Annotated in this window: 21 protein-coding genes, 1 tRNA gene and 1 other RNA gene; 14 read left to right on the top strand and 9 right to left on the bottom strand. The window is 69.8% G+C overall.

Annotation, left to right across the window (positions count from 1 at the left end; genetic code table 11):
• Window position 1: 1 nt before the first annotated feature.
• The 3 genes from ACT53R_RS00260 to ACT53R_RS00250 form a co-directional block, all read right to left on the bottom strand.
• Window positions 2–1,843 (bottom strand): DUF1800 domain-containing protein, encoded by a 1,842-nt coding sequence (locus tag ACT53R_RS00260; protein ID WP_476169833.1) that lies wholly within the window; start codon window positions 1,841–1,843, stop codon window positions 2–4.
• 137 nt (window positions 1,844–1,980) lie between these two features.
• The gene (locus ACT53R_RS00255; RefSeq protein WP_476169832.1) at window positions 1,981–2,796 is read right to left on the bottom strand and encodes a 3-hydroxybutyrate dehydrogenase; all 816 of its coding nucleotides are present in this window, start codon (window positions 2,794–2,796) and stop codon (window positions 1,981–1,983) included.
• A gap of 130 nt (window positions 2,797–2,926) precedes the next feature.
• On the bottom strand, window positions 2,927–4,330 hold the full coding sequence (locus tag ACT53R_RS00250; protein WP_476169831.1) for a GntP family permease: 1,404 nt from the start codon (window positions 4,328–4,330) through the stop codon (window positions 2,927–2,929).
• A 230-nt stretch (window positions 4,331–4,560) separates the two neighbouring features.
• Here ACT53R_RS00250 and ACT53R_RS00245 point away from each other — a divergent pair, with 230 nt between their 5' ends.
• The 3 genes from ACT53R_RS00245 (at window position 4,561) to ACT53R_RS00235 (ending at window position 10,939) form a co-directional block, all read left to right on the top strand.
• A complete protein-coding gene (locus tag ACT53R_RS00245; protein WP_476169830.1) occupies window positions 4,561–6,828 on the top strand; it encodes a TonB-dependent receptor in 2,268 nt (755 codons plus the stop codon).
• A gap of 168 nt (window positions 6,829–6,996) precedes the next feature.
• Window positions 6,997–10,377 carry a hybrid sensor histidine kinase/response regulator gene (locus ACT53R_RS00240; RefSeq protein ID WP_476169829.1) on the top strand — a complete coding sequence of 1,127 codons (3,381 nt, stop codon included), beginning with the start codon at window positions 6,997–6,999 and terminating at the stop codon, window positions 10,375–10,377.
• A gap of 73 nt (window positions 10,378–10,450) precedes the next feature.
• Window positions 10,451–10,939 (top strand): NUDIX hydrolase, encoded by a 489-nt coding sequence (locus ACT53R_RS00235; RefSeq protein ID WP_476169828.1) that lies wholly within the window; start codon window positions 10,451–10,453, stop codon window positions 10,937–10,939.
• Between the two features lie 16 nt (window positions 10,940–10,955).
• Here the strand turns inward: ACT53R_RS00235 and ACT53R_RS00230 are convergent, their stop codons facing one another.
• Complete coding sequence (locus ACT53R_RS00230; RefSeq protein ID WP_476169827.1) at window positions 10,956–11,462, bottom strand: hypothetical protein; 507 nt, start codon at window positions 11,460–11,462, stop codon at window positions 10,956–10,958.
• A 166-nt stretch (window positions 11,463–11,628) separates the two neighbouring features.
• Between ACT53R_RS00230 and ACT53R_RS00225 the strand changes: the two genes are divergently transcribed.
• Window positions 11,629–12,198, top strand: coding sequence for a pilin (locus ACT53R_RS00225; RefSeq protein ID WP_476169826.1), 570 nt, complete (start codon window positions 11,629–11,631; stop codon window positions 12,196–12,198).
• 69 nt (window positions 12,199–12,267) lie between these two features.
• Here the strand turns inward: ACT53R_RS00225 and ACT53R_RS00220 are convergent, their stop codons facing one another.
• Entirely contained in the window at window positions 12,268–12,972 is a 705-nt protein-coding gene (locus ACT53R_RS00220; protein ID WP_476169825.1) for a PP2C family protein-serine/threonine phosphatase, read from the bottom strand.
• A gap of 175 nt (window positions 12,973–13,147) precedes the next feature.
• Window positions 13,148–13,238: transfer RNA gene (locus ACT53R_RS00215), tRNA-Ser, on the bottom strand.
• A 125-nt stretch (window positions 13,239–13,363) separates the two neighbouring features.
• Here ACT53R_RS00215 and ACT53R_RS00210 point away from each other — a divergent pair.
• Window positions 13,364–13,774: a DUF6165 family protein gene (locus ACT53R_RS00210; protein ID WP_476169824.1), complete on the top strand. Its 411-nt coding sequence runs from the start codon at window positions 13,364–13,366 to the stop codon at window positions 13,772–13,774.
• 672 nt (window positions 13,775–14,446) lie between these two features.
• Here ACT53R_RS00210 and ACT53R_RS00205 read toward each other — a convergent pair.
• Complete coding sequence (locus ACT53R_RS00205; protein ID WP_476169823.1) at window positions 14,447–15,529, bottom strand: glycosyltransferase family 9 protein; 1,083 nt, start codon at window positions 15,527–15,529, stop codon at window positions 14,447–14,449.
• 16 nt (window positions 15,530–15,545) lie between these two features.
• Here ACT53R_RS00205 and ACT53R_RS00200 point away from each other — a divergent pair, with 16 nt between their 5' ends.
• The 7 genes from ACT53R_RS00200 (at window position 15,546) to ACT53R_RS00170 (ending at window position 20,150) form a co-directional block, all read left to right on the top strand.
• Window positions 15,546–16,334 (top strand): 3-deoxy-D-manno-octulosonic acid kinase, encoded by a 789-nt coding sequence (locus tag ACT53R_RS00200; RefSeq protein ID WP_476169822.1) that lies wholly within the window; start codon window positions 15,546–15,548, stop codon window positions 16,332–16,334.
• A 20-nt stretch (window positions 16,335–16,354) separates the two neighbouring features.
• A complete protein-coding gene (locus tag ACT53R_RS00195; RefSeq protein ID WP_476169821.1) occupies window positions 16,355–17,161 on the top strand; it encodes an MBL fold metallo-hydrolase in 807 nt (268 codons plus the stop codon).
• A 19-nt stretch (window positions 17,162–17,180) separates the two neighbouring features.
• Window positions 17,181–18,200 carry a GTP 3',8-cyclase MoaA gene (gene moaA, locus ACT53R_RS00190; RefSeq protein ID WP_476169820.1) on the top strand — a complete coding sequence of 340 codons (1,020 nt, stop codon included), beginning with the start codon at window positions 17,181–17,183 and terminating at the stop codon, window positions 18,198–18,200.
• Window positions 18,200–18,871 carry a phytanoyl-CoA dioxygenase family protein gene (locus tag ACT53R_RS00185; RefSeq protein WP_476169819.1) on the top strand — a complete coding sequence of 224 codons (672 nt, stop codon included), beginning with the start codon at window positions 18,200–18,202 and terminating at the stop codon, window positions 18,869–18,871. Before moaA ends, ACT53R_RS00185 begins: the two co-directional genes overlap by 1 nt.
• Window position 18,872: 1 nt before the next feature.
• Complete coding sequence (moaC, locus tag ACT53R_RS00180) at window positions 18,873–19,367, top strand: cyclic pyranopterin monophosphate synthase MoaC (protein WP_476169818.1); 495 nt, start codon at window positions 18,873–18,875, stop codon at window positions 19,365–19,367.
• Window positions 19,364–19,603, top strand: coding sequence for a MoaD/ThiS family protein (locus tag ACT53R_RS00175; protein WP_476169817.1), 240 nt, complete (start codon window positions 19,364–19,366; stop codon window positions 19,601–19,603). The genes moaC and ACT53R_RS00175 overlap by 4 nt, the downstream gene beginning before the upstream one ends.
• Window positions 19,604–19,727: 124 nt before the next feature.
• Complete coding sequence (locus tag ACT53R_RS00170) at window positions 19,728–20,150, top strand: molybdenum cofactor biosynthesis protein MoaE (protein ID WP_476169816.1); 423 nt, start codon at window positions 19,728–19,730, stop codon at window positions 20,148–20,150.
• A 21-nt stretch (window positions 20,151–20,171) separates the two neighbouring features.
• Here the strand turns inward: ACT53R_RS00170 and ACT53R_RS00165 are convergent, their stop codons facing one another.
• Window positions 20,172–20,669 (bottom strand): HD domain-containing protein, encoded by a 498-nt coding sequence (locus ACT53R_RS00165; RefSeq protein ID WP_476169815.1) that lies wholly within the window; start codon window positions 20,667–20,669, stop codon window positions 20,172–20,174.
• Between the two features lie 200 nt (window positions 20,670–20,869).
• Window positions 20,870–20,966: signal recognition particle sRNA small type (gene ffs, locus ACT53R_RS00160), an RNA gene on the bottom strand.
• Between the two features lie 896 nt (window positions 20,967–21,862).
• Between ffs and ACT53R_RS00155 the strand changes: the two genes are divergently transcribed.
• Both ACT53R_RS00155 and ACT53R_RS00150 read left to right on the top strand, forming a co-directional pair.
• Window positions 21,863–22,414, top strand: coding sequence for a hypothetical protein (locus ACT53R_RS00155; RefSeq protein ID WP_476169814.1), 552 nt, complete (start codon window positions 21,863–21,865; stop codon window positions 22,412–22,414).
• Window positions 22,411–22,839: a hypothetical protein gene (locus ACT53R_RS00150; RefSeq protein ID WP_476169813.1), complete on the top strand. Its 429-nt coding sequence runs from the start codon at window positions 22,411–22,413 to the stop codon at window positions 22,837–22,839. The genes ACT53R_RS00155 and ACT53R_RS00150 overlap by 4 nt, the downstream gene beginning before the upstream one ends.
• Window positions 22,840–22,870: the final 31 nt, after the last annotated feature.

Here is a 22,870-nt window from a genome sequence, read left to right as displayed (position 1 = left end):
CTCAGCGGGTCGTGAATTCGGGCGACAGCAGGATCAGCGCGACCAGGCTGCGGATGCGCTGCTGGTTGTAGTGCTTCTTCGGATCGCTCGCGGCCCAGGCATCGGTATCGGTGATGACGTCGGTGGCGGGATTGCCGTTCTGTGCCATGAAGCCCGCCAGCACCGCGCGCCGGCTCGCCGCCGGCAGGTAGCCCAGCAACCGCTGGCACCAGAAGTCGACGAGGTTGTTCGCGGTCCAGCTGGTCACGCCGCTGCGGGTGGCGTCGAGGATCGGCGCGATCGGCGCGGGCGTGGCCGCACCGTCGTTGGTCTCGGTCAGCCAGTCCAGCACCCGCCACGTCATCACGTAACTGCTGGAACCCGACCACGCGAGGAAGGTGTCCGGATAACCGTTCGGCGCCGGCCATTCGTACGGCACGTGGCCGGCGGACGTGAGCAGGTAGAAGAGCGAGTCGGTGCGGCTGTCGCCGACCTTCGGCGTCCAGTCGGAGCCGAGGCCGCGCAGCGCGGCGGCGATCAGCTCGAACGGGCGGCGGTTCTTCATGCCCCAGCTGTTCTTGAACGCCTCGGACGTGAGGATGTGGCGCAGCGTCTTCGCGATCTGGTCCGGCTGCTGCCAGTTCGCGCGGAACACGGCGGCGGCGCTGTCGATCAGCGCCTGGTGCGGACGGTCGCCCACGAAGCGGCGGATCAGCTTCTTGCAGATGAACTTGGCGACGCGCGGATGGCTGGCCAGCCGGTCCATGATGTCGCGGCCGTCCTTCATGGCCGGCTGCTCGGGATAGATGTACTTGCCGAGGACGTACTTCGGGCCTGCATCGTGCCAGGCCGAGCGGTAGGCGAAGGTGCCGTCGTTCTCGGTCGGGTACTGCCAGTGGCCGTTCTTCAGCGACCAGCCGGTGAATGCCGATGCGGTCTCGTACACGTCGTTGTCGGTGTAGCCGATCGGGTAGGTCGGATCCTCGGGGCAGGGCGGCACCTGGAACGGGTCCATGAAGCCGAGGTAGTTCTCGGCACCCAGCGTGTGCAGTTCCAGCAGTTCGCGCGCGAAGTTCTCGTTCGGACCCGAGCGCGTGTTCGAGGCATTGTCGAGGTAGTACATCATCGACGTGCTCTGCGCGACGGCTTCGAGCATCGTCCGGAAATTGCCCAGCGCATTGGCGCGGATCACGTCGCGCTGGTAGTGGATGTACACCGGGCCGGCGGAGAAGTCGCTGGCGGTGACATTGAAGTGGTCGTGCCAGAAGCCGCAGACCACTTCCAGCAACTGGCGCTTGGAGTGGACCGCGCGGGCCAGCGCGCCGCGCTCGGCTTCCCATGCGGGGCGCATGCGCACGTCATAGACAGGATCGCCCACCACGTGGTCGGTCCACAGCTGGGTCAGGCTCTTGTTGAGCGTGGTATAGCCGGCCGCGGTCAGGCGGGTGTCCATCGCGCTGTCGTCGATGCCCGCCGGGTTGAGCTGCTGGTCGAGGAACGCCGTCAGCCGTGCGGTGTCGTTGGCACCGAGCGCATTGAAGGCGGCGATCGAGGCCGTGGTCGCGCCGTAGGTGAGGTGGTTCAGCACCCGCACGGCGAAGGGCGCGCGCTGCAGGGTGACGAGATTGGCCTCGGAGAGCTGCGCCGTCGACGGTCCGGACATCCGGTGCCCGCCGGAAGGCGTTGCCGGCGTCGTGCCCGGCAGGGTGCCGACCGTGGTCGGCAGGCCGTTGGCGATCGGATGCCCGAACTCGTCCAGGCGCGGCGGCGGCGCCTGGAACACCAGCGGGCCGCGGATGCCGTTTCGACGCGCGATCTGGGCGTACACCGCCTTGCGGCGGAGGTGCGGGAACAGTCTGGGCATGCGGGCTCCGTCTCGATGCGACCGTGGGGATCGACCGCACTATAAGCCGGAACCCCGAAACGAAATATGTCCTGAACGCCTGCGAACCGTGACGGAAGCCTCGCTCCGGAAAGCCCGCCTCCGGACCGTCGCGCGGCCTACTGCGCGGTCCAGCCGCCGTCGATCGGGAACGAGGCGCCGGTCACGTTATGCGCCTCGCGGCGGCACAGCCACAGCACCATCGAGGCGATGTCCTCGGGCAGCGACATGCGCAGGCTCGGCTGCTTCTCGGCGAGCAGCGCGCGCACGCCGTCGTCGCGGCTGGCGCCTTCGCCGAGGGCGCTGCGGCGGGCCTCGATCTGCGGCTCGATCAGCGGCGTCTCCACCCAGCCGGGGCAGATGCAGTTGGTGGTGATGCCACCGCTGTCGCGGCTGCCGGCCGCGGCGTATTCCAGCGCCGCGACCTTGCTCAGGCCGACGATGCCGAACTTGCTGGCGACGTACGGCGCCTTGTTCGTCGACGCCACCAGGCCATGCACCGAGGCGATGTTCACCACTCGGCCGTAGCCGCGCGCGGCCATGCCCGGCATCGCCAGGCGCATGGTGTGGAACGCCGAGCTGAGGTTGATCGCGAGGATGTCGTTCCACTTCTGCACCGGCATCTCGGCCAGCGGCACGGCGTGCTGGATGCCGGCGTTGTTGACCACGATGTCGAGCGGCGACCACGCGTCGATCGCGGCCATCATCGCCTCGATCGCGTCGGGATCACGCAGGTCGGCGCCGAAGTGGCGGGCGTCGGCGGCGCCGGCGTCGCGCACGGTCTGCAGGGCGGCTTCGATCTGCTCGGGCGAGCCGAGACCGTTGATTGCCACCTTCACCCCGGCGGCGGCGAGGGCGCGGGCGATCGCCAGGCCGATGCCGGACGTGCTGCCGGTGACGAGTGCGGTGCGGGACGCGAGGAATCGGTCGGACATGGGGGCTCCGTCGATGGAAAAAACGCCGCGTCCGAAACGCGGCGAACAGGGAAACGAGGCGATGCAACGCGACGATGGAATGATGCGCGATCGCCGGAGGAGGCGACAGGGCCGGTGCGGCCGCCGTCGCTCAGACCAGCCCGGTGGCGTAGAACGCGCCGATCGCCACGAACACCGCCATCGTCTTGATCACGGTGATCGCGAAGATGTCCTTGTACGCCTGGCGATGGGTCAGGCCGGTGACGGCCAGCAGGGTGATCACCGCGCCGTTGTGGGGCAGGGTGTCCATGCCGCCGGAGGCCATGGCCGCCACGCGGTGCAGCACGTCCATCGGGATGCCGGCCGCGGTCGCGTTGGCGATGAAGGTCTCGGCCATCGCGCCGAGCGCGATGCTCATGCCGCCGGAGGCCGAACCGGTGATGCCGGCCAGCGACGTCACCGTGATCGCTTCGTTGATCAGCGGATTGGGGATCGCGTGCAGCGCGTTCGCCACGACGAGGAAGCCCGGCAGCGCCGCGATCACCGCGCCGAAGCCGTACTCCGATGCGGTGTTCATCGCCGCGAGCATCGCGCCGCCGATCGCGGCCTTGGTGCCGTCGGCGAAACCGGCCTTCACCGGCTTCCACGCCAGCAGCAGCACGCTGGCGATGCCGACCAGCAGCGCGCCCTGCACGGCCCACACCGCCGCGACCTTCGACACTTCCTGCACCACCGGCGTGGCCTTGCCGATCACCGCGGGGATGAATTCGTGGCTGCTGCCGTAGGCCTGCGGGATATGCACCGTCAGCAGCTTGTTGACCACGCCGACCAGCACCAGCGGCAACAGCGCCAGCAGCGGATGCGCGAGGCGATCGTCGGTGAAGGCGGCCGGTTCGTTGAGCAGCGCCGCGGGATCGCCGTAGCCTTCGCCCTTGCGTTTGGCCGCGCGGCGCCGCGATTCCAGGTAGAGGCTGCCGACGATCAGGATGAACACCGCGCCGATCGTGCCCAGCCACGGCGCGGCCCACGCGGTGGTGCCGAAGAACGACGTCGGGATGATGTTCTGGATCTGCGGCGTGCCCGGCAGCGCGTCCATGGTGAAGGTGAACGCGCCTAGCGCGATCGTGCCCGGGATCAGCCGCTTGGGGATGTCGCCCTGGCGGAACAGTTCGGCCGCGAACGGATACACCGCGAACACCACCACGAACAGCGACACGCCACCGTAGGTCAGCAACGCGCAGACGACCACGATCGACAGCATCGCGCGATCGGCGCCGAAGAGCCGGATCACCGATTTCACGATCGACTTGGAGAAGCCCGACAGCTCGATCAGCTTGCCGAAGATCGCGCCCAGCAGGAACACCGGGAAATACAGCTTCAGGAAGCCGACCATCTTGTCCATGAACAGGCCGGTGAACATCGGCGCGACCAGCGACGGATCGGTGAGCAGCACCGCGCCGAGCGCGGCGATCGGCGCGAACAGGATCACGCTGTAGCCGCGGTAGGCCACGAACATCAGGAAGCACAGCGCGGCCAGGACGATCAGGAAGGACATGGAAAGGGCGCCGGAGGATGCGGAAGGGCGGCGTGGCGGCGGCGTGCGAGCGCACGGTGCACCGCCGCGGCGAACGCGGGAGACGGCCGGCAGTGTCCGCAGGCGCCGCGTCCCGGCCCATTGTCCGAAGGTACAAGTGCCGCCACCGGACCCGTTGCCTAGGCTTGCCGCATCCCGCTCGCCGCGTCCGGCGGGCGGTCCTGCGTTTGATCTCTCCGAGGAATCGACCGATGCGCCGCATCACGCCCGTTCTTGTCGTCCCCGCCGCGCTCCGTCGCGCCGCCCTGCAGCATTCGTCGTTGAGCCTGGCCATCGCGCTGAGCCTCTGCGCCCCGACCGCCTTCGCCCAGGACGCCGACGCCGGCGCCCAGGCCGACCGCGGCACGCTCGACGCCATCACCGTCACCGCCCGCAAGCGCGAGGAAACCATTCAGGACGTGCCGGTCGCGGTCACCGCGTTCACGGCCGACTCGCTCGACAAGCTCAACGTCGAGGATCTCAGCGACCTCGACGCGCAGGTGCCGAACCTGACCGTCTATGCCGCGCGCGGCTCCAGCAGCACCCTGACCGCCTACATCCGCGGCGTCGGCCAGTCCGATCCGCTGTGGGGTGTCGATCCGGGCGTCGGCCTGTACCTGGACGACGTCTACGTTGCCCGCCCGCAGGGCGCGCTGCTCGACGTGTTCGACGTCGGCCGCGTCGAAGTGCTGCGCGGCCCGCAGGGCACGCTGTACGGCAAGAACACCATCGGCGGCGCGATCAAGTACGTGTCCAAGCCGCTGCCGCAGGATTTCGAGGGCTTCGCCTCGGTCACGCTGGGCAACTACAACCAGCTCGACGGCAAGGCCGCGATCGGCGGCCCGCTGTTCGGTCACGACAGCGGCCTGCGTGCGCGCCTGTCGGTCGCCAGCCTCAACCGCGACGGCTTCGGCAAGAACCGCACCACCGGCGCCCAGGTCAGCGACAAGAACATCGACGCCGTGCGCTTCTCGCTCGGCGCGTACTCGCAGGACGACTTCGACGTGCAGTTCGCGTTCGACTGGATGAAGGACAACTCCGGCGTCCGCGGCGCGCAGATGCTCGCCGCCAACCGTTTCGCCCCGACGCTGGCGCCGCTGGACAGCCGCTACGACGTGCGCAACGGCATGCCCAACACCAACGACACCGAGATGAAGGGTGCGTCGGTCACCGTGAACTGGCGTCCGAACGACGCGTGGGCGTTCAAGTACGTCGGCGCCCGCCGCGAGTCCGACACCGACACCAACATCGACTTCGACACCCTGCCGAACAAGATCGCCGACGTGCACGCGCTCTACAGCGACCAGCAGACGTCGAACGAACTGCAGGCCAACTACGACGGCGGCGGTCGCGCCCGCGGCGTGTTCGGCGTTTACCAGTTCGACGGCCGCGCCGGCGGCCGCGTGCAGAACAACTTCTTCAACCTGCTGTTCGGCGACACCCAGGGCAACGTCTACACCAAGAGCATCGCGGTCTACGCCGACTGGACGTTCGACCTGACCGACCGCCTGAAGCTCGACGTCGGCGCGCGCTACACCGACGAGGACAAGCACGCCGTCGTCCTCAACCGCGGCTACTCCGACGCGACCTTCACCCGTCCGATCAGCGTCGCGGCGAACTTCAACAAGACGATCAACTTCAAGAACACGTCGCCGAAGATCTCGCTGGACTACCAGGTCACCGACAACATCATGGTCTACGGCCTCGCCAGCCGCGGCTTCAAGTCGGGTGGCTACAACATCCGCGCCCAGGCGACCGCGGTGCCGCGTTCGGCCGAGCCGTTCCAGGACGAGTCGGTCGACAGCTTCGAGATCGGCAGCAAGATGTCGTTCCTCGACAGCCGCCTGTTCCTGAACGTATCCGCATTCCACAACAAGTACAAGGACATCCAGCTGTCGGTCTTCACCGCCTACGACAGCAACGGCGACGGCACCGACGACGCGTTCTTCGGCGACTTCACCAACGCCGGTCGCGGCACTGTGCAGGGCCTGGAAGTCGAGTACCAGTGGCTGCCGACCTCGCACTGGGCGATCTCCGGCAACCTGGCGTGGCTGGACGCGAAGTACGACGAGTACATCTTCAAGAACGTCAACATCGCGAAGCAGCAGGAGTTCACGAACGCGCCGGAGTTCTCGGGTGCGCTGAACGTGGAATACCGCACCGAACTGGGCGGCATGGGCAGCCTGTCGGCCCGCATCGGCTACAGCTACCAGAGCAGCGTCGTCGCCACGACCGAAGTCGTGCGCGATCCGGTCACCGGCGCGCGCGCCACGCCGATCAGCCAGGACGGTTACGGCCTGATCAACGCCGGCGCGATCTGGAAGCTCAACAACGCGTGGAGCTTCTCGCTGCAGGGCAGCAACCTCGCCGACGAGGAATACCTGACCACCGGCTACAACCTGCAGTCGTCGCTGGGCGTGCTGACCGGCTTCTACGGCCCGCCGCGCCAGTACACGCTGACCGCCCGCTACGATTTCTGATCGGGCGGCAGCGATTTCCGGGCCCGTCCTCTCCGTCGGGCCCGTCTCTTCATGAGGCTCCGGAAGCGGCGTGCGAAAGCGCGCCGCTTCCGCGTTATGCTCCCTCGCACCGGGTGAGGGCGGCGACGTGACGATCGGGCAGGGGCGTTGCAGGGAGATTCCGCGCAGATGCTGAGCGCCGGCTGGGTCATCCTCGCCGCGTTGGCCTGGCTGGGCGTGATGTTCGCCGTGGCGGTACACGGCGAACGCCGGCCGCAGGCGTTCGCCGGCCGCTGGAACGACGTCTACGCGCTGTCGCTCGCGGTCTACTGTACGTCGTGGACGTTCTTCGGCACCGTCACCCAGGCCGCGCGCTACGACTGGCCGCTGCCGCCGACCTTCATCGGCACGATCCTGCTCTACCTGCTGGGCATCGGCCTGCTCACGCGGCTGGTGCGGCAGGTGCGCGAGAGCAACAGCACCTCGATCGCCGACTTCATCGCCAGCCGCCTCGGGCAGGACGGCTGGCTGGCCGCGGCCGTCACTTTCGTCGCGGTGCTGGGCATCGTCCCGTACATCGCGCTGCAGCTGAAGGCGGTGGCGATGAGCTTCGCGCTGCTGGTGCGCGACGACGCCGGGCAGATGCCGGCATGGCGCGACAGCGCGCTGTACGTGGCGCTGGCGATGGCCGCGTTCGCGATGCTGTTCGGCACCCGCAGCGCCAGCGCCGCCGAGCACAACCGCGGCCTGGTGCTGGCGATGGCGTTCGAGGCGCTGCTCAAGCTCGCCGCGATGCTGGTGCTCGGCGCGTTCGCGCTGTCGCTGCCGCTGCCCGCCGTGCCCGACACGCCGCTGCCGCCGGGGCGCGGCGACCTCTCCGGCTTCGCGCCGCTGGTGCTGTTGGGCGTGCTGGCGATGTTCACGCTGCCGCACCAGTTCCACGTCGGCGCGGTGGAGTGCCGCGACGAACGCCACCTGCTGCGCGCGCGCTGGCTGTTCCCGCTGTACCTGCTGCTGATCGCGCTGCCGGTGCTGCCGCTGGCGCGTGCCGGCGACGCGCTGCTGGCCGCGCGCGGCGTGCCCTCGGACCTGTACGTGCTGGCGCTGCCGCTCGCGCACGGGCGCGAAGGGCTGGCGCTGCTGGCGTTCCTCGGCGGCCTGAGCGCGGGTACCGGCATGGTGATCGTCAGCACGCTCACGCTCAGCCTGATGATCGGCAACCACTGGCTCACGCCGCTGTGGCTGCGCGGGCCGTGGGCGCCGCGGCGGCCTTCGGCATCCGAGCCCGCGGCCGCGCAGCCCGACCTGCGCCGCGCGGTGCTGGTGCAGCGTCGCGTGGGCATCCTGCTGATCGTGCTGCTGGCCTGGGCGTACAACCGCCTGCTGGTCGGCAGCGACGCGCTGGCCGACGTCGGCGCGCTCTCGTTCTCCGCGCTCGCGGCGCTGGCGCCGGCGCTGGGCTTCGCGCTGTGGCGGCCGCAGACGCCGCCGCGCGCGGTGCTGCTGGGCATCGGCGCCGGTGCGCTGCTGTGGGTGTGGCTGCTGCTGGTGCCGGTGCTGGTCGAAGCGCGTGGACTGGACACGCAGTGGCTGCGCGACGGCCCGGGCGGATGGACGCTGATCGCCCCCGACGCTTTCTGCGGGCTGACCGGCTGGAGCCGGCTTGGTCGTGCGGTGGTGCTGTGCCTGCTCGCGGGGCTGGCGACCACGTGGATCGCGTCCGGCTGGCGCGCTGCGTGGTGGCAGGCGGTGCCGCGCCGCGCCGGCGCGCGCGGCCTCACGCTCGACAGCCTGCGCGAAGCCGGCCGCCGCTTCCTGCCGCACGACACGGTCGAGGCCGCGCTGCGCGGCGCGCCGCCCACCGGCGCGGTGCCGGCGTTGCAGGAAGGCCGGCTGGAGCGCGAACTCGCCGCGGTGCTGGGCGCGGCTTCGGCGCGGCTGCTGCTGGACGCCGCGCGCCGCGAGGCCGGTCGCGATTTCGACACCGTCGCCGCGATCGTCGGCGAGGCCTCGCAGGACCTGCGCTTCAACCAGCGCCTGCTGGAAGCCGCGCTGGAGAACATGAGCCAGGGCATCAGCGTGGTCGACCGCGACCTGCGGCTGGTCGCGTGGAACCGGCGTTACGCCGAATTGTTCGGCTATCCCGAATCGCTGCTGCGCGTCGGCGTGCCGGTGGCCGAACTGGTCCGCCACAACCTGCGCAACGGCTGGGGCGACATCGAGCCGGAAGTCGCCAAGCGCCTGCGCCACATGCAGGCCGGCACGCCCTACGTCAGCGAGCGCACGTTCCCGGACGGGCAGGGCGGCGACGGGCTGGTGATCGAGATCCGCGGCAACCCGATGCCCGGCGGCGGCTTCGTCGCCACCTTCACCGACGTCACCGCGTTCCGGCGCGCCGAGGCCGATCTCATCCGCAGCAACGAGACGCTGGAGCAGCGCGTCGCCGACCGCACCGCGCGGCTCGACCAGGCCCGTGCCGACGCCGAGCGCGCGAACGATGCCAAGAGCCGCTTCCTCGCGGCGATCGGCCACGACCTGCTGCAACCGCTGCATGCCGCGCAGCTGTTCACCGACGCGCTGGTCGAGCAATTGCCGATCTCGGCGCAGCGCACGGTGGCGCAGCAGATCCGCGGCGCGCTGGACTCCACCGGCGACCTGCTCGCCGGCCTGCTCGACATGTCGCGGCTGGAGGCCGGCGGCCTGGTGCCGCAACCACGGCCGTTCCCGCTGGCCGACGTGCTCGATCCGCTGGCCTCGGAGTTCCGCGCGCTCGCCGCAGAGCGCGGGCTGCGCTTCCACTGCCGGCCGACGCGCGCCTGGGTGCAGACCGATCCGCAGCTGCTGCGGCGCGTGCTGCAGAACTTCCTCGCCAATGCCGTGCGTTACACCGCGCAGGGCGGCGTGCTGCTGGGTGTGCGCCGCGAGGGCGACGGCGTGCGCATCGAGGTCCACGACACCGGTCCCGGCATTCCCGTGTCGCAGCAGCAGACGATCTTCGAGGAGTTCCGTCGCGGCGAGGGCGCGGCCGGGCAGGGGCTGGGCCTCGGGCTCGCGATCGCCGACCGCATCGCGCGGCTGATCGACGCGCCGCTGCGGCTGCGCAGCCGCATGGGCCGCGGCACCGTGTTCGCGCTGTCGCTGCCGGTGATCGCGCCGCCGCGGCAGGATGCGGTGCCGACCGGAGGCGGCGGACTCGACGGCCTGCGCATCCTGATCGTCGACAACGACCCGCAGGCGCTGGCGGCGCTGCGCGGCGTGCTCGACGGCTGGGGCTGCCGCGTCGACGCTTTTGCCGACGGCGGCGGCGCCGAGGCGCTGCTGGCCTCCGGGGCCGAACCGGCGCTGTGGCTGTTCGACTACCACCTGGACGACGGCGACACCGGCGTCGCCTTGCAGGCGCGGCTGGCGCAGCGCTTCGGCGCGCGGCCGACGCTGATCCTCAGCGCCGACGACAGCGGCGACGTGCGCCGGGTCACGCTCGAACACGGGCTGGGGCTGCTGCCGAAGCCGGTGAAGGCGCTGGCGCTGAAATCGATGCTGCGGCGGCTGCTCGCGGCGCGCGCGGCCTGAACATCCCGCACGACGGCGGAAGTGTCGCCGCGCCTACAATGCCGGCTTCGCCACGGATGCCGCCTCGCTGCCCATGCCTTACACCCCGATCGTCGCCACCCTCGGCTACGTGCTGTCGCCCGATCGCACGCAGGTGCTGCTGATCCACCGCAACGCGCGCCCCGACGACCAGCACCTGGGCAAGTACAACGGCCTCGGCGGCAAGATCGAGCCCGACGAGGACGTCGTCGCCGGCATGCGCCGCGAGATCCTCGAGGAAGCCGGCATCGCCTGCGACGAACTCGCGCTCCGCGGCACGATCAGCTGGCCCGGCTTCGGCAAGGCCGGCGAGGACTGGCTGGGCTTCGTGTTCGTGATCACCCGCTACAGCGGCACGCCGTTCGCGTCGAATCCCGAAGGTGCGCTGGAGTGGGTGCCGGTGGAGCGCATCCTCGACCTGCCGCTGTGGGACGGCGATCGCCAGTTCCTGCCACTGGTGTTCGACGACGACTCGCGCGCCTTCCACGGGGTGATGCCGTACCGCGACGGCAAGATGGTGTCCTGGGCGTATTCGAGGATCTGACGCGCGCGGCAGTCGATCAGAGCGGGCTGTCGCGCCGCGATTCCACGTCGGCCGCCAGCAGCGAGCGCAGCGCACTGCAGCGCTTGCGGATGGCTTCGTAGTCCGCGGGGGTGAGCGGTCCGGTGCGGCCTTCGCCGACGGCCGAGGCGATCGCGCCCTGCAGCGGGCCGTAGCCTTCGTCGTGGGCGGTGCGCGAGAGGTACATGCCGCCGACGTCGTAGTACCAGCGGCGCAGGTCCCGGCCCAGTTGCGCCAGTTGTTCGTAGCCCACGCTTTCGTCGCGCGGCCATTTCGGCAGCAGCGAGGTCGCCTGCCACAGCGGGCCGTAGACCTCGATCCGCCGCTTGCGCAGGTCGAGGTCGATCTCGCCGGCGTATTTCTGCGACTGCGCGATGCGGTCGCTCCAAACCCGGCCCAGCCATGCGCCGAGCCCGACCACCAGCACGCCGCCGCCGCCGACCGCGGCCAGCACCGCAAGGACCACGTCGATCAGCTGGCTGCCCGAAGCGGTGTTGCCGTCCATGCGTTCCTCCGTCGTGTCGTGCCCGACAGGATAGACGGCCTTGCGCAACCGCAGTGGCCGTCGCAGGCGCGCGTTTCCACCTCGTTCCCATCCCGGCGGGCCTGCGTACGCCGAGAGGCCCGGCGGATGCTCTATGCTCGGCGCCGGTCCAACCCATCTTTCGCGCATGAAACAGTTCGTCGTCACCCTGCTCGCCGTGCTGGTCGGCGGCTTCCTCGCCCTGCTGGCCTACGATCGCTTCATCGTGACGCCGCGCGAGGCTTCGCGCCCGCCGCAGGCGACGGATGCCGTGCCGCCGGCCGCGTCGACCGGGGCGCCCCCCGCCGCGACGCCGCAGATCGCATCCGTGCCGCCGTCATCGTCGACGGTCGACCTGCCGCCGCTGGCCGAGACCGCGATCTCCGACAACGAGCGCGCCGCGCTGGTGATGGACGCCGTGCGCCGCGCGACGATGTACCGGGTGGCGCTGACCGAGTACTACCAGACCAATGGCCGCTGGCCGCAGGATGCCGACGAGGCCGGCCTGCCGTCTCCCGACGAGGCCCGCGGCGGCGCGGTGCAGGCGGTGGAACTCGATCGCCAGGGCGTGGTGACGGTGAAGCTGGATGGCCGGTTCGGCCGCGGTGGCGTCATCCTGCTGCGGCCGACGGCGAACGGCGCCACCGGCACCATCGACTGGCGCTGCGAAGTGCAGGGCGGGTCGGAACTGCGCAAGGCGCTGCCGCGCTGCGGCTGATTGCAGCGGAGGGCGTTCGTCCGAAAAGGAAGACCGGCTCGCCGCGTGGCGCTGTCGGACGTGGTGCGCTCAGTGGCGGCGCACCAGCACCACGGTGATGTTGTCGGAACCGCCGCCGTCGAGCGCGGCGGCCACCAGCCCGTCCACGCATTCCTGTGCGCTGCATTCGGTGTGGCCCAGCACCTGCGAGATACCGGCGTCCTCGACTTCCTCGGTCAGCCCGTCGCTGCACAGCAGCAGCTGCATGCCGGGGCGCAGGTCGCCCGCGAGGGTCTCGACGTTGAGGTTCTGCGGCTCGGTCACGCCCAGCGCCTGGGTGACGACGTTGCGGTGTGGATGCGTGCGCGCCTGGTCGACGGTGATCGCGCCCTGCGAGATCAGTTCCTGCACGTAACTGTGGTCGTGCGAGAGCTGGGCGAGGGTGCCGTCGCGCCACAGGTAGGCGCGGCTGTCGCCGACCCAGGCGACCTCGAAGCGATTGCCGGTGATGCGCAGCGCGACCACCGTGGTGCCCATCGGGAGTGCGTCGCTGCGCTGGCGCGAGGCGCGGATGATCTCTTCGTCGGCGGTGCGGATCGCCTGCGCCAGCGAGGCGCCCTGGCGGATCTCGCGGACGATGGTTTCGCGCGCGAGCGCGCTGGCGACTTCGCCGTATTCGTGCCCGCCCATGCCGTCGGCCACCAGCCACAGCCCGAGGTCGCTGTCACCGTAGTAGGTGTCCTCGTTGAGCTCGCGGCGTAGCCCGGCGTGGGTCAGGTGCCCGAATTCGATCATGCGGGGGCCATGGGGAAGTGAGTCAGCCATAATTCTGGAAGGTATACGGAATCCCGTCGACAAACCGGACGCCGACGCCTTCCCCGTGCGCGTTGCCGTCCCTGTCCCGCGGAAGCATGGCCGTCTTGCGTCGCCGGATAAACGAAACGCCCCGCGAGGGGGCGTTTCGTCTGTCTGGCGGAGAGGGAGGGATTCGAACCCTCGGTACGCTATTAACGTACGCCTGATTTCGAGTCAGGTACATTCAACCGCTCTGCCACCTCTCCGAAGGGGCTGCTGCCCGGGCCATCGCTGTCCCGTGCTGCGGGGGCGCCATCATACGAGGCGGGGCGCCGGACGACAAGGCGCGTACACTGGCCGCCCGTCTTGCCGCGATCCGCACGTCCCCGCCATGTCCGAAATCCTCGTCCCCGTCTCCTTCGGCGAACTGCTCGACAAGATCGCGATCCTGCAGATCAAGTCCGAGCGCATGTCCGACCCGGCCAAGCTCGCCAACGTCCGCAACGAACTGGCGGCGCTGGACGCGACCTGGAGCGCGCATCCGGCCGCGGCGCAGGACATCAGCGACCTGCGGGCCGCACTGAAGGCCGTCAACGAGCGGCTGTGGGTCATCGAGGACGACATCCGCCTGAAGGAGAAGGCGCAGGCCTTCGACGACGAGTTCGTCCGCCTGGCCCGCAGCGTGTACTTCGAGAACGACGAGCGCGCCAAGATCAAGAAGGACATCAACCTGGCGCTGGGCTCGGCCTACGTCGAAGAGAAGTCCTACCAGGACTACCGCGCCGGTACCGCCGCGCCCTGAGTCCCGCCGCCGGAGCCTGTGGCCCGGCCCCTCCCGATACCCTTCCATCGATCCGCCAGCCGGTCTGGCGGCGGCTGCACGTGCGTTTCCGGGCCATCGCCCGCATCGATCACGCGTGCCTCCCGGCGGTGCTCGGAGGCCAATGAGCGCTCCATTGCGCAGCGTGATGAGCGTCTCATTAGCAGTGCTATCGCAAGTCGCCAGTCAGCGTCACGTCGACAGCGAAATTAACATCAGCCAGTTCACTTCTGGTAGCAGGTTGCGATTTGCATGGCAAAAATCCCGGGGTTTTTCGATGGTGGTGACCAATATTGGCCGAAAACGCTCGGATGCACGTCTTCACAACGTCATCCTTCGCGCCTAACTTAGGCCCCGCACGAGACGGATCGCGTCAGCCACCGCAAGGGGCTCCGGATCCCGGATCTTCCGGTCACCGGAAGTCACCGCAGGCATAAGGAAATGCCATCGTGCGGCCCCGCAAGGGGCGGCGCGATCCTCTGGACCAGGATCGCGTACGTTCGGTGCAGGATGCGCCAGACAGCCTGGAAGGACCCGACATCGAAAGGAACCGATGGGCAGAACACGGTCGAAGCGCGGTGACCACGGACGGAAACCCGCCTCGACGACCAGGATCGGACCCAGCCCCCGCGGTGCGCCAGCCGCGGGGGTTTCTCATTGGGCGGCGCGAAAGGCCCGGTAGCGCTCGAACGCGGCGATCCCGTCCTCGACGGTCACCAGATCCATCACGCCCTCATGTTCGATCTTCGCCCCCCACTTGAGTTCGGCCGCCGGCCGGCCGCGGTACTTCCTCGCGGCGTCGTCGTAGCGGTCCACGCAGAAGCGCACGTCGGAATACGGGCCGCTGCGACGCGGGTTGCTGGCGGCATGCAGCCCCAGCACCTTCGTGCCCATGGCGTTGGCGATGTGCATCGGCCCGGAGTCGGGCGTCATCAGCAGGTCGGCGCGGGCGAGCAGGGCCGGCAGCTGCTTGAGCGTGTCCTTGCCGACGAGGTCAAGCACGTCGTGCGTGTCGCCGTTGCCGATCGGCGCCGCCGGGCGCATGGCGGCGAGGATGGCGTCGGCGGTGTCGCGTTCCAGCGCGCTGCGGCCGCCGAGCAGCGCCACCCGCCAGCCCTGCGCGCGGGCGTGCTCGGCGACCGCGGCGTAGCGCTCGGCGCGCCAGTTGCGCAGGACGTGGCTGGAACAGGGCGAGATCGCCAGCGTCGGCACGCCGTCCTCCGGCCACTGGGCGCGGGCCCAGGCGTGGGCGTCGTCGGGCACCGGCATCTCCCAGACCACCTCGGTCTGGCGCAGGCCCAGCGGCTCGCAGAAGCTGCCGAGCGCGTCCAGCACGTGGATGCCGGGCCGGTCCGGGATGCGTTCGTTGATGAACAGGCCGTGCAGGTCCTTCGAGCGCGAGCGGTCGTACCCGATCCGCCGCCGCGCCGGCAGGAATGCCGACAGCAGGTTGGCGCGGGCCGCCACCTGCATCTGCAGCAGCGCGTCGAAGCGGCGACGGGCCAGATTGCGGCGCAGCGCGCGCATGCCGGCGAGGCCGCTCTTCTTGTCGTAGACGAGGAATTCGACGCCGGGCAGGCCGTCGAGCAGTTTCTGCTCGCCCTTGCCGATCACCCACGTCAGCGCGACGTCGGGCCAGGCCCGGCGCAGCGTGCGGACCAGCGGCAGGACGTGCGTCACATCTCCCAAGGCGGAGAGACGCAGCAGGCAGATCGATGAGGGGCTTGTCTCGCGCAATTGGTAGACTCGGAGGATGGTCGCCTTCGACGCCAGCGAGAGCCTGACGCCTTTCCGTCGCGCCGACGGCTCGGGGGCGGGAGGTGCGATTCTGTTCGACGCCTCGCTGCTGCGGCAAGCCGGCACGAAGAGCGCCGTTCCGGGCTGGTTCGATCCGGATTGGTGGGGCCCGCGGGCGACGCGGGTCGGCAGCGGTGGTCGCGGCGGCGCCTGGTTCGTCGACGGTGGCCCGGAAGCGGGCGGGTTCGGGCCGGCGGTGCTGCGCCTCTACCTGCGCGGCGGGCTGGTCGCGAAGCTCACCCGCGCCCGCTACCTCTGGCGCGGCGCGAACCGCACCCGCAGCTTCGCCGAGTTCCGCCTTCTGCGCGAACTCGTGCGCCGCCATCTGCCGGTGCCGCGGCCGATCGCCGCGATCTACTGGCGCGACGGGCCGTGGTACTACGCCGGCATCCTGCTGGAACGTCTCGAAGGCGTGACCGCGCTCGCCGACCTGGCCGCGACGCGCGGCGCGGACGCGCCCTGGGCGCAGGCCGGGCAGCTGATCGCGCGGCTGCATCGCGGCGGCCTCGACCACGCCGATCTCAACGCCCACAACCTGCTGTTCGACGCTGCGGGCACCGGGTGGGCGATCGATCTCGATCGCGGCGCGCTGCGCATTCCCGCCACCGGCTGGCGCGAGAAGAACCTCGCCCGGCTGCATCGTTCGCTGCTGAAGTTGCGCGGTGCGCGCAGCGAGGCCGAGGTCGACCGGGATTACGCCGTGCTCCGCGCCGCGTACGATGCGCAGTGGCAACGCGGCACCTAGGCCGCACGGACGAATCAGGCATGACGTGGGCTCTGCGGTTCCAGGGCGTCGGCAATGCGTCGGCGGTCGAATTGGGGTCGGCGATGGCGACGATCGAGCGCCACGGCCGCCCGTGGCTGACCATCGACTGCGGCGCGGAAGGGCTCAGCGCCTACCTCGCGCACTACGGCGAGGCGCCGCGTGCGCTGTTCGTCACCCACACCCACCTCGACCACGTCGCCGGCTTCGAACGTCTGTTCGTCGACGCGATGTTCGGCGGCCACGCCGAACGCCCGCGGATCTACGTGCCCGCGCCGCTGGTGCCGCTGCTGCACCAGCGGGTCGGCGACTACCCGAACGTGCTGGCCGAAGGCGGCGCGAACTTCTGGGACGCGTTCCAGGTGATCCCGGTCGGCGACGCTTTCTGGCACGACGGCGTGCGCCTGGAGACGTTCGAGGCCAGGCATCACTGGCCGCGTACCGCCTGGGGCCTGCGCCTGCGCGGCAGCGTGGTGTGGACCGGCGACACCCGGCCGATCCCCGAGACCCTGGCGAAGATGGCCGACGCCGGCGAACTCGTCGCCCACGACTGCGCGCTGCGCGGCAACCCTTCGCACAGCGGCATCGCCGACCTCGAGCGAGAATACGACGCCGAGCTGCTGTCGCGCTGCGTGCTGTACCACTACGTCGGCGCCGTGGAAGGCCAGGCACTGAAGGCGCGTGGGTATCGCGTCGCCGACCCGGGCGAGTGCCTGCCGCTGGCCGAACCCATGGCCGCCCGGGCGGAGCCGTTCAATGCAACCGACGACGCAACCGATGCCGCCGACGGCGCCTCCGTTCCGGCGTGAACCGCGTATCTTCCCGTCGATGAATGCCTTGCCGCGCCCTGCCGATGTTCCGCTCGATGCCCTGGGGCGCCCGCTGCGCGACCTGCGCCTGTCGGTGATCGAGGCCTGCAATTTCCGCTGCCCGTACTGCATGCCGGCGGATCGCGTGCCGGACGACCACGGCCTCGACGCGACCTCGCGGCTGTCGTTCGACGAGATCGAGCGGCTCGTGCGCGGGTTCGCGCGCGCGGGCGTGCGCAAGCTGCGCCTCACCGGCGGCGAACCGCTGCTGCGGCGCGGCCTGCCGGATCTGATCGCGCGACTGGCGACGATCGACGGCCTCGACGATCTCGCGCTGACCACCAACGGCAGCCTGCTCGCGACACACGCGCAGGCGTTGCGCGACGCCGGGCTGCATCGGCTCACGGTCAGCCTCGACACGCTCGATCCCGCGCGCTTCGCCGCGCTGTCGGGCGGTCGCGGCGATCTTGCGGCGGTGCTGCGCGGGCTCGACGCCGCGCAGGCCGCCGGCTTCGCGCGCATCAAGCTCAACTGCGTGATCCAGCGCGGCGTGAACGACGACGAAGTGCCGGCGCTGGTCGCCTTCGCACGCGCGCGCGGCCACACGATGCGCTTCATCGAATACATGGACGTCGGCACATGCAACGCCTGGGACGCCTCGCGCGTCTTGCCGTCGGCCGAGCTGCGCGACGCGATCCATGCGCGCTGGCCGTTGCACGCGCTGGCGCCGACCTACCGCGGCGAAGTGGCCGCCCGCTACGGCTTCGACGACGGTGCAGGCGAAGTCGGCTTCGTGAGTTCGATCAGCGCGCCGTTCTGCGGCGACTGCCATCGCGCCCGCGTCTCCGCCGACGGCCGCCTGTTCACCTGCCTGTTCGCCGCCGACGGCACCGACCTGCGCCCATGGCTGCACGACGACAGCGATTTCGACCATCGTCTTGCCACGCTGTGGCGCGCCCGCGGCGACCGCTACAGCGAACTGCGCGCCGGCTTGCACACGCCGCGCAAGCGGGTCGAGATGTTCCTGGTGGGCGGGTGATGGCGACGGCACGACTCGCCGAGCATGGCTGGGCGCGCATGTCGTCCGGGCTTGAGTTCGACCAGCTGTCGAACTTGTCGCCGGACACGATGCTCGATGCCGAGCGGGCGGGGTCGCGCAATCTGCTCGACGTCGCCTCGTGTCGCGCACTGGTCGCGCCACTGCGGCAGATGCTGCAGCAGGCCGGCGTGCTGGACGCGGATGCGGTTGCGATCCAGTGCACGTTCTTCCGCAAGACCCCCGAGTGCAACTGGAAGGTGCCGTACCACCAGGATCTGTCGGTGCCGGTGGCCGAGCGGGTCGATCATCCGGCGTTGTCCGGCTGGTCGACGAAGGAAGACGGGCATTACGTGCAGCCGCCCGCGGCGCTGCTGGAACGGCTGCTGGCGGTGCGCCTGCATCTCGATCCCTGCCATGCCGGCGACGGTGCGCTGCGTGTGCTGCCGGGGACGCATGCCGCGGGACGCGTCGACGTCGAAGCGATTCCCGCGCTGCGCCGCGACCGGCACGAAGCCCACTGTTTCGCCGATGCCGGCGACCTGATCCTGATGCGTCCCCTGCTGCTGCATGCCTCGTCGAAGGCCGAATCGCCTTCGGGACGACGCGTGCTGCATGTCCTGTTCGCGCCGCCGGAGCCGGGCTTCGGGCTGCGCTGGAGAACGCGTGTCTGAAATGAGCACCCGACTGACCCACCTCGATTCCGACGGCCATCCGGCGATGGTCGACGTGTCCGCCAAGGCCGCGACCGCGCGTGCGGCGACGGCGGAATGCCGGGTGACGTTTCCCGTGGCGGTCGCTGCGCAACTGCGCGAGAACGGGCTGAAGAGCGCGAAGGGCGGCGTGGTCGACACCGCGATCGTCGCCGGCACGCTGGCGGTGAAGCGCACGCACGAGCTGATTCCGTTCTGCCATCCGTTGCCGATCGATGGCATCCGCTTCGCGATCGACTGGCGCGACGCGCGTTCGCTGGAGATCGTCTGCACCGTGAAGACCGTGCATCGCACCGGGGTCGAGATGGAGGCGCTGACCGGCGCGACCATCGCCGCGCTCACCGTCTACGACATGTGCAAGGCGCTGTCGCACGCGATCGTGCTGGGCCCGGCGAAGCTGCGCGGCAAGCGCGGCGGCAAGCGCGACGTCGGCACGATCGCGGGGGAGGGCGCATGACCTCGGCGACGGTGCTGTATTTCGCGAGCCTGCGCGATGCCGCAGGCATCGAGCGCGAAGCGGTCGCGTTCGACGGCGACCTGCGCGCGCTGTACGCCGCGCTGCGTGCGCGGCATGGGTTCGCGCTGCCGGTCGAACGCCTGCGCGTGGCCGTCGACGGCGCGTTCGCGCAGTGGCACGACGTGCCGCGCGACGGCGCCGAGATCGCGTTCATCCCCCCGGTGTCGGGGGGGTGAGTGGCCACGCTTGCGCGGCACTGCCGCGCGTGGCCGCGAACGCCCGCCCATGGAGGGGCGGGCCGGGCGATCCGCGAGCCGGGACGTTCGCGCCACGGACGGCAATGCATCCACCGCTGACGAGATGTCCGAGATGACCCGCTTCGCTCTCGCCGACGCCCCGTTCGACATCGCGCCGCTGCGCGCGCGCCTGCTGCGCGCGGAGGCGGGCGCCTACGCGAGCTTCGAGGGCTGGGTGCGCGACCACAACGAAGGCCGGCGCGCGTCGGGCCTGCGCTACGAAGCCTATGCCGCGCTCGCCGAAGCCGAAGGCGCACGGATCGTCGACGAGGCGCTGGCGCGCTTCGCCATCGCCGACGCGGCCTGCGTGCATCGCGTCGGCGATCTCGACGTCGGCGATCTCGCGGTGTGGGTCGGCGTCAGCGCCGCGCACCGCGACGCCGCGTTCGCGGCCTGCCGCTGGATCATCGACGAAACGAAGGCGCGGGTGCCGATCTGGAAACACGAACGCTACGTCGAGGGCGACGCGGCGTGGCTGCATCCCTGACGCGCCAGTCGAGTCAGGCGATCAGGCCGCCAGCAGGCCGTCGAGTTCATCCCACAGCGGATCGCAGAGTCCGTCGCGGAACACCGCGGGACGGAACATCGCGTGCTCGTCGCGGTACATCGCGAGCATGCCGGTGTTGTCCGATGCGATGCAGGCGCGCACGTTGGCGAGGCGGTCGGCGACCTTGGCGATGAGTGCCAGGGCGTGCGTGGCGTCGACCTTCGCCATCTTCGCGTAGGTGAGCTGCTTGCGCGCCTTGCGGTTCGGGCCGGGCTCGTCGGTCAGGATCGCCACGCAGTCGGCGACCAGCGTGCCGAACCGGGCTGCGACCTCGTCGCGCGTGACCGCCGTGTCCTCGATGGTGTCGTGCAGATAGCCGATGACCTGCGCCATGGCGCCGTAGGGCGCGAGGAGCGCGGCGACCGCGTCGAGGTGATGGACGTAGGGAAACGCGCCATAGCTCTGGTCGCCATGCGCGGCGATGGCGAAGGCGCGGGCGTCGGCGACATCGGGATGCATCGCGGCACGATAGCAGGGCGAGCGGCGATGCGGCCGACCGAGTTGCGTGGCTCCGGAATGGCGATGGCCCCGCCGGCTGACCTCGGCGCCCGCATCAGTCGATACCGCGCGAGGTAGGGTCATGAATTGCGACGTCGTTCGGGCCGTCGCCACGGCCGACGAACTTCGGGCCGCGATGTCGTGGACTTGAAATGGCGATGGCCCCGCCGGCTGACCTCGGCGCCCGCATCAGTCGATACCGTTGCTGCCTTCCGGCCCTGGCGGGGTTTTCGACCTAGCGTCGCGAGGGGCCGACGGGGCCACCATAGACGTTGCGTCTGTCGCGACGCAGACCTTGCAGCGGAGCGGGACCGTTGCCGTGATGGCCGGTCATGCCTGCCTCCCTTGGTGGATCCGGGGTCGGGAGGTTTACTGCATGAAGGGTGGCAGATTCTAGCGACAGGCGAAGGGGAAGGCTAGTCGGCCCGGACGGCTTCGGTGCCACGACAGGCACCGGTGCGCATCAGCGGGGGGCTGTTCCCGTTTCCTGTCTCGGCCACGCATGGATCGTAGGGGACATGCCGTGCGTGCCCGATGCGACGGAACGTGGGGGGCAGGGACATTCCTGGCCAGCCCGCCGGGCAAGCGCCTGTCGAAAAGCGGTTTTTTTGTGATGAATGCCCGTTTTCATTTGCATTCCTGCGGTGATTCTTGCGTGATGACGTGCCGCAGGTCGTGAAAGGGGAGTCACGACCTCCTGCCAGTCGAGGGAAGGAGGGGGGAAGCGAGCCCCTCTCGCCGGACGCATCGGCTCCCGGAGCGAGGCGGTGGCCGTCGGGGATGGGCCCGGATCCAGGCCGCATGCCTGTGGCGGTCCTCGTTCGAATGTCATGCGCCCTCCGCCATGACGATCGTGACGGGACCCGCTGGCTGCAAATTGCCCCTAAACTCCTTTGCCAGTTCGTGGATATGGTGGTGTACGACGACCGCAAATCCGGTGATTCCGGGTCGCAAGCCGGGGGCGAATGCGCCCTGACTGCATTCGCCGTTCGCGAGTCCTTCACGGCCTCGTCGTCCAGTCCGATGGTTCGGCTCCAGCGCCGCGCCAGCCTTCCACCCCCCTGCGCTCCCGCCGCGGCCTCGCTCGCATCCCTTCCGGGATCGCGGCGGGGCCGGATCGCGTGCGGGCGGCGTGTGACGTTCAGGATCGATCGATGACCTTCGAACACCTCGACAACGAGGAACTTCTCCGTCTGTCGCTGTCCGCGATCGATGCCGATCGCGATGCGGATGCCATGTCCATGCTCAAGGAGATCCTTGCGCGGCGCCCCGACCACGTGCAGGCGATCTATCTGCTGGCCGCGCAGCACGCGCAGATCGGCCTGCTCGATCGTGCCGAAGCCGGTTTCCGCGAAACCCTGACGCTCGCGCCGGACCTTGCTCCCGCCAGATTCCAGTTGGGCCAACTGCTGGCGCTGTCAGGCCGGGTCGGCGAATCCCGTACCGTGCTCGCGCCACTCGCCGATGGTGGCGACGTTGCGCTCGCCGCCTATGCGCGTGCCGTCATCGCACTGGCGAGCGATGACGTCGATGCGGGGCTTGTCGCGATCGAAGAAGGGCTCGCCGCTCCACAGCGCATTCCGGCCCTTGCGGCCGACATGCGCCGGCTGGCACAAACGCTTCGCAGCGCCGAAGTCGAACGTGCGCCCGCCGCGCCCGCGTTCCTTGCCGGCTACGGTTACGGGCGGGCGGGCAGCGTCGAGTGAGCGTCGATCCGCTTTCGCCACTTTCCGCGCAACTTGCCCGGCTGCGGGCCGAGTTGGCGGAGCGAAACGGAAAATCACGCAGGAAACACGTCGTCGAAGAGAGTGACGACAGCGCGCCGGAATCAGTGGCCGACGAATCCGCGCATGTGCGCCCCGATCCGCGTGCGCTCCGGGCGACAGTGGAGGACATCGTCCGCAACGCGAAGTCCGATGGTGCGGTCGGCAAGGGTGCGCTGCGGGCGCGCGTCGTGAAAGCCATTCTCTTGTGGGAGTTCGGCCCGTCATTGCGGGAACATCCGGAATGGCAGTTGATGGTGGACACGATTATCCGTGTCGTGGATTCCGACGAGAAAGTTTCTGCCGCATTCAATCGCATGATCGACGATTTTTCCGGTGGTTCGAAATTCAAGAACAAACCCCGTTGACAAAATCGAAAGCGCTTCGTAGCGTGAAAAA

The organism is Lysobacter sp. DMC104, assembly GCF_056313665.1.
This window is presented reverse-complemented; position numbering and strand designations above follow the sequence as displayed.

Excerpts from the sequence above, each read along its gene's own strand:
- ACT53R_RS00175 (WP_476169817.1), top strand. The coding sequence starts at position 19,364 with ATGACCTCGGCGACGGTGCTGTATTTCGCGAGCCTGCGCGATGCCGCA.
- ACT53R_RS00250 (WP_476169831.1), bottom strand. The coding sequence starts at position 4,330 with ATGTCCTTCCTGATCGTCCTGGCCGCGCTGTGCTTCCTGATGTTCGTG.
- moaC (WP_476169818.1), top strand. The coding sequence starts at position 18,873 with ATGAGCACCCGACTGACCCACCTCGATTCCGACGGCCATCCGGCGATG.
- ACT53R_RS00155 (WP_476169814.1), top strand. The coding sequence starts at position 21,863 with ATGACCTTCGAACACCTCGACAACGAGGAACTTCTCCGTCTGTCGCTG.
- ACT53R_RS00245 (WP_476169830.1), top strand. The coding sequence starts at position 4,561 with ATGCGCCGCATCACGCCCGTTCTTGTCGTCCCCGCCGCGCTCCGTCGC.
- ACT53R_RS00260 (WP_476169833.1), bottom strand. The coding sequence starts at position 1,843 with ATGCCCAGACTGTTCCCGCACCTCCGCCGCAAGGCGGTGTACGCCCAG.
- ACT53R_RS00220 (WP_476169825.1), bottom strand. The coding sequence starts at position 12,972 with ATGATCGAATTCGGGCACCTGACCCACGCCGGGCTACGCCGCGAGCTC.
- ACT53R_RS00235 (WP_476169828.1), top strand. The coding sequence starts at position 10,451 with ATGCCTTACACCCCGATCGTCGCCACCCTCGGCTACGTGCTGTCGCCC.
- moaA (WP_476169820.1), top strand. The coding sequence starts at position 17,181 with ATGAATGCCTTGCCGCGCCCTGCCGATGTTCCGCTCGATGCCCTGGGG.
- ACT53R_RS00170 (WP_476169816.1), top strand. The coding sequence starts at position 19,728 with ATGTCCGAGATGACCCGCTTCGCTCTCGCCGACGCCCCGTTCGACATC.
- ACT53R_RS00230 (WP_476169827.1), bottom strand. The coding sequence starts at position 11,462 with ATGGACGGCAACACCGCTTCGGGCAGCCAGCTGATCGACGTGGTCCTT.
- ACT53R_RS00255 (WP_476169832.1), bottom strand. The coding sequence starts at position 2,796 with ATGTCCGACCGATTCCTCGCGTCCCGCACCGCACTCGTCACCGGCAGC.
- ACT53R_RS00200 (WP_476169822.1), top strand. The coding sequence starts at position 15,546 with ATGGTCGCCTTCGACGCCAGCGAGAGCCTGACGCCTTTCCGTCGCGCC.
- ACT53R_RS00210 (WP_476169824.1), top strand. The coding sequence starts at position 13,364 with ATGTCCGAAATCCTCGTCCCCGTCTCCTTCGGCGAACTGCTCGACAAG.
- ACT53R_RS00185 (WP_476169819.1), top strand. The coding sequence starts at position 18,200 with ATGGCGACGGCACGACTCGCCGAGCATGGCTGGGCGCGCATGTCGTCC.
- ACT53R_RS00225 (WP_476169826.1), top strand. The coding sequence starts at position 11,629 with ATGAAACAGTTCGTCGTCACCCTGCTCGCCGTGCTGGTCGGCGGCTTC.
- ACT53R_RS00195 (WP_476169821.1), top strand. The coding sequence starts at position 16,355 with ATGACGTGGGCTCTGCGGTTCCAGGGCGTCGGCAATGCGTCGGCGGTC.
- ACT53R_RS00240 (WP_476169829.1), top strand. The coding sequence starts at position 6,997 with ATGCTGAGCGCCGGCTGGGTCATCCTCGCCGCGTTGGCCTGGCTGGGC.
- ACT53R_RS00165 (WP_476169815.1), bottom strand. The coding sequence starts at position 20,669 with ATGCATCCCGATGTCGCCGACGCCCGCGCCTTCGCCATCGCCGCGCAT.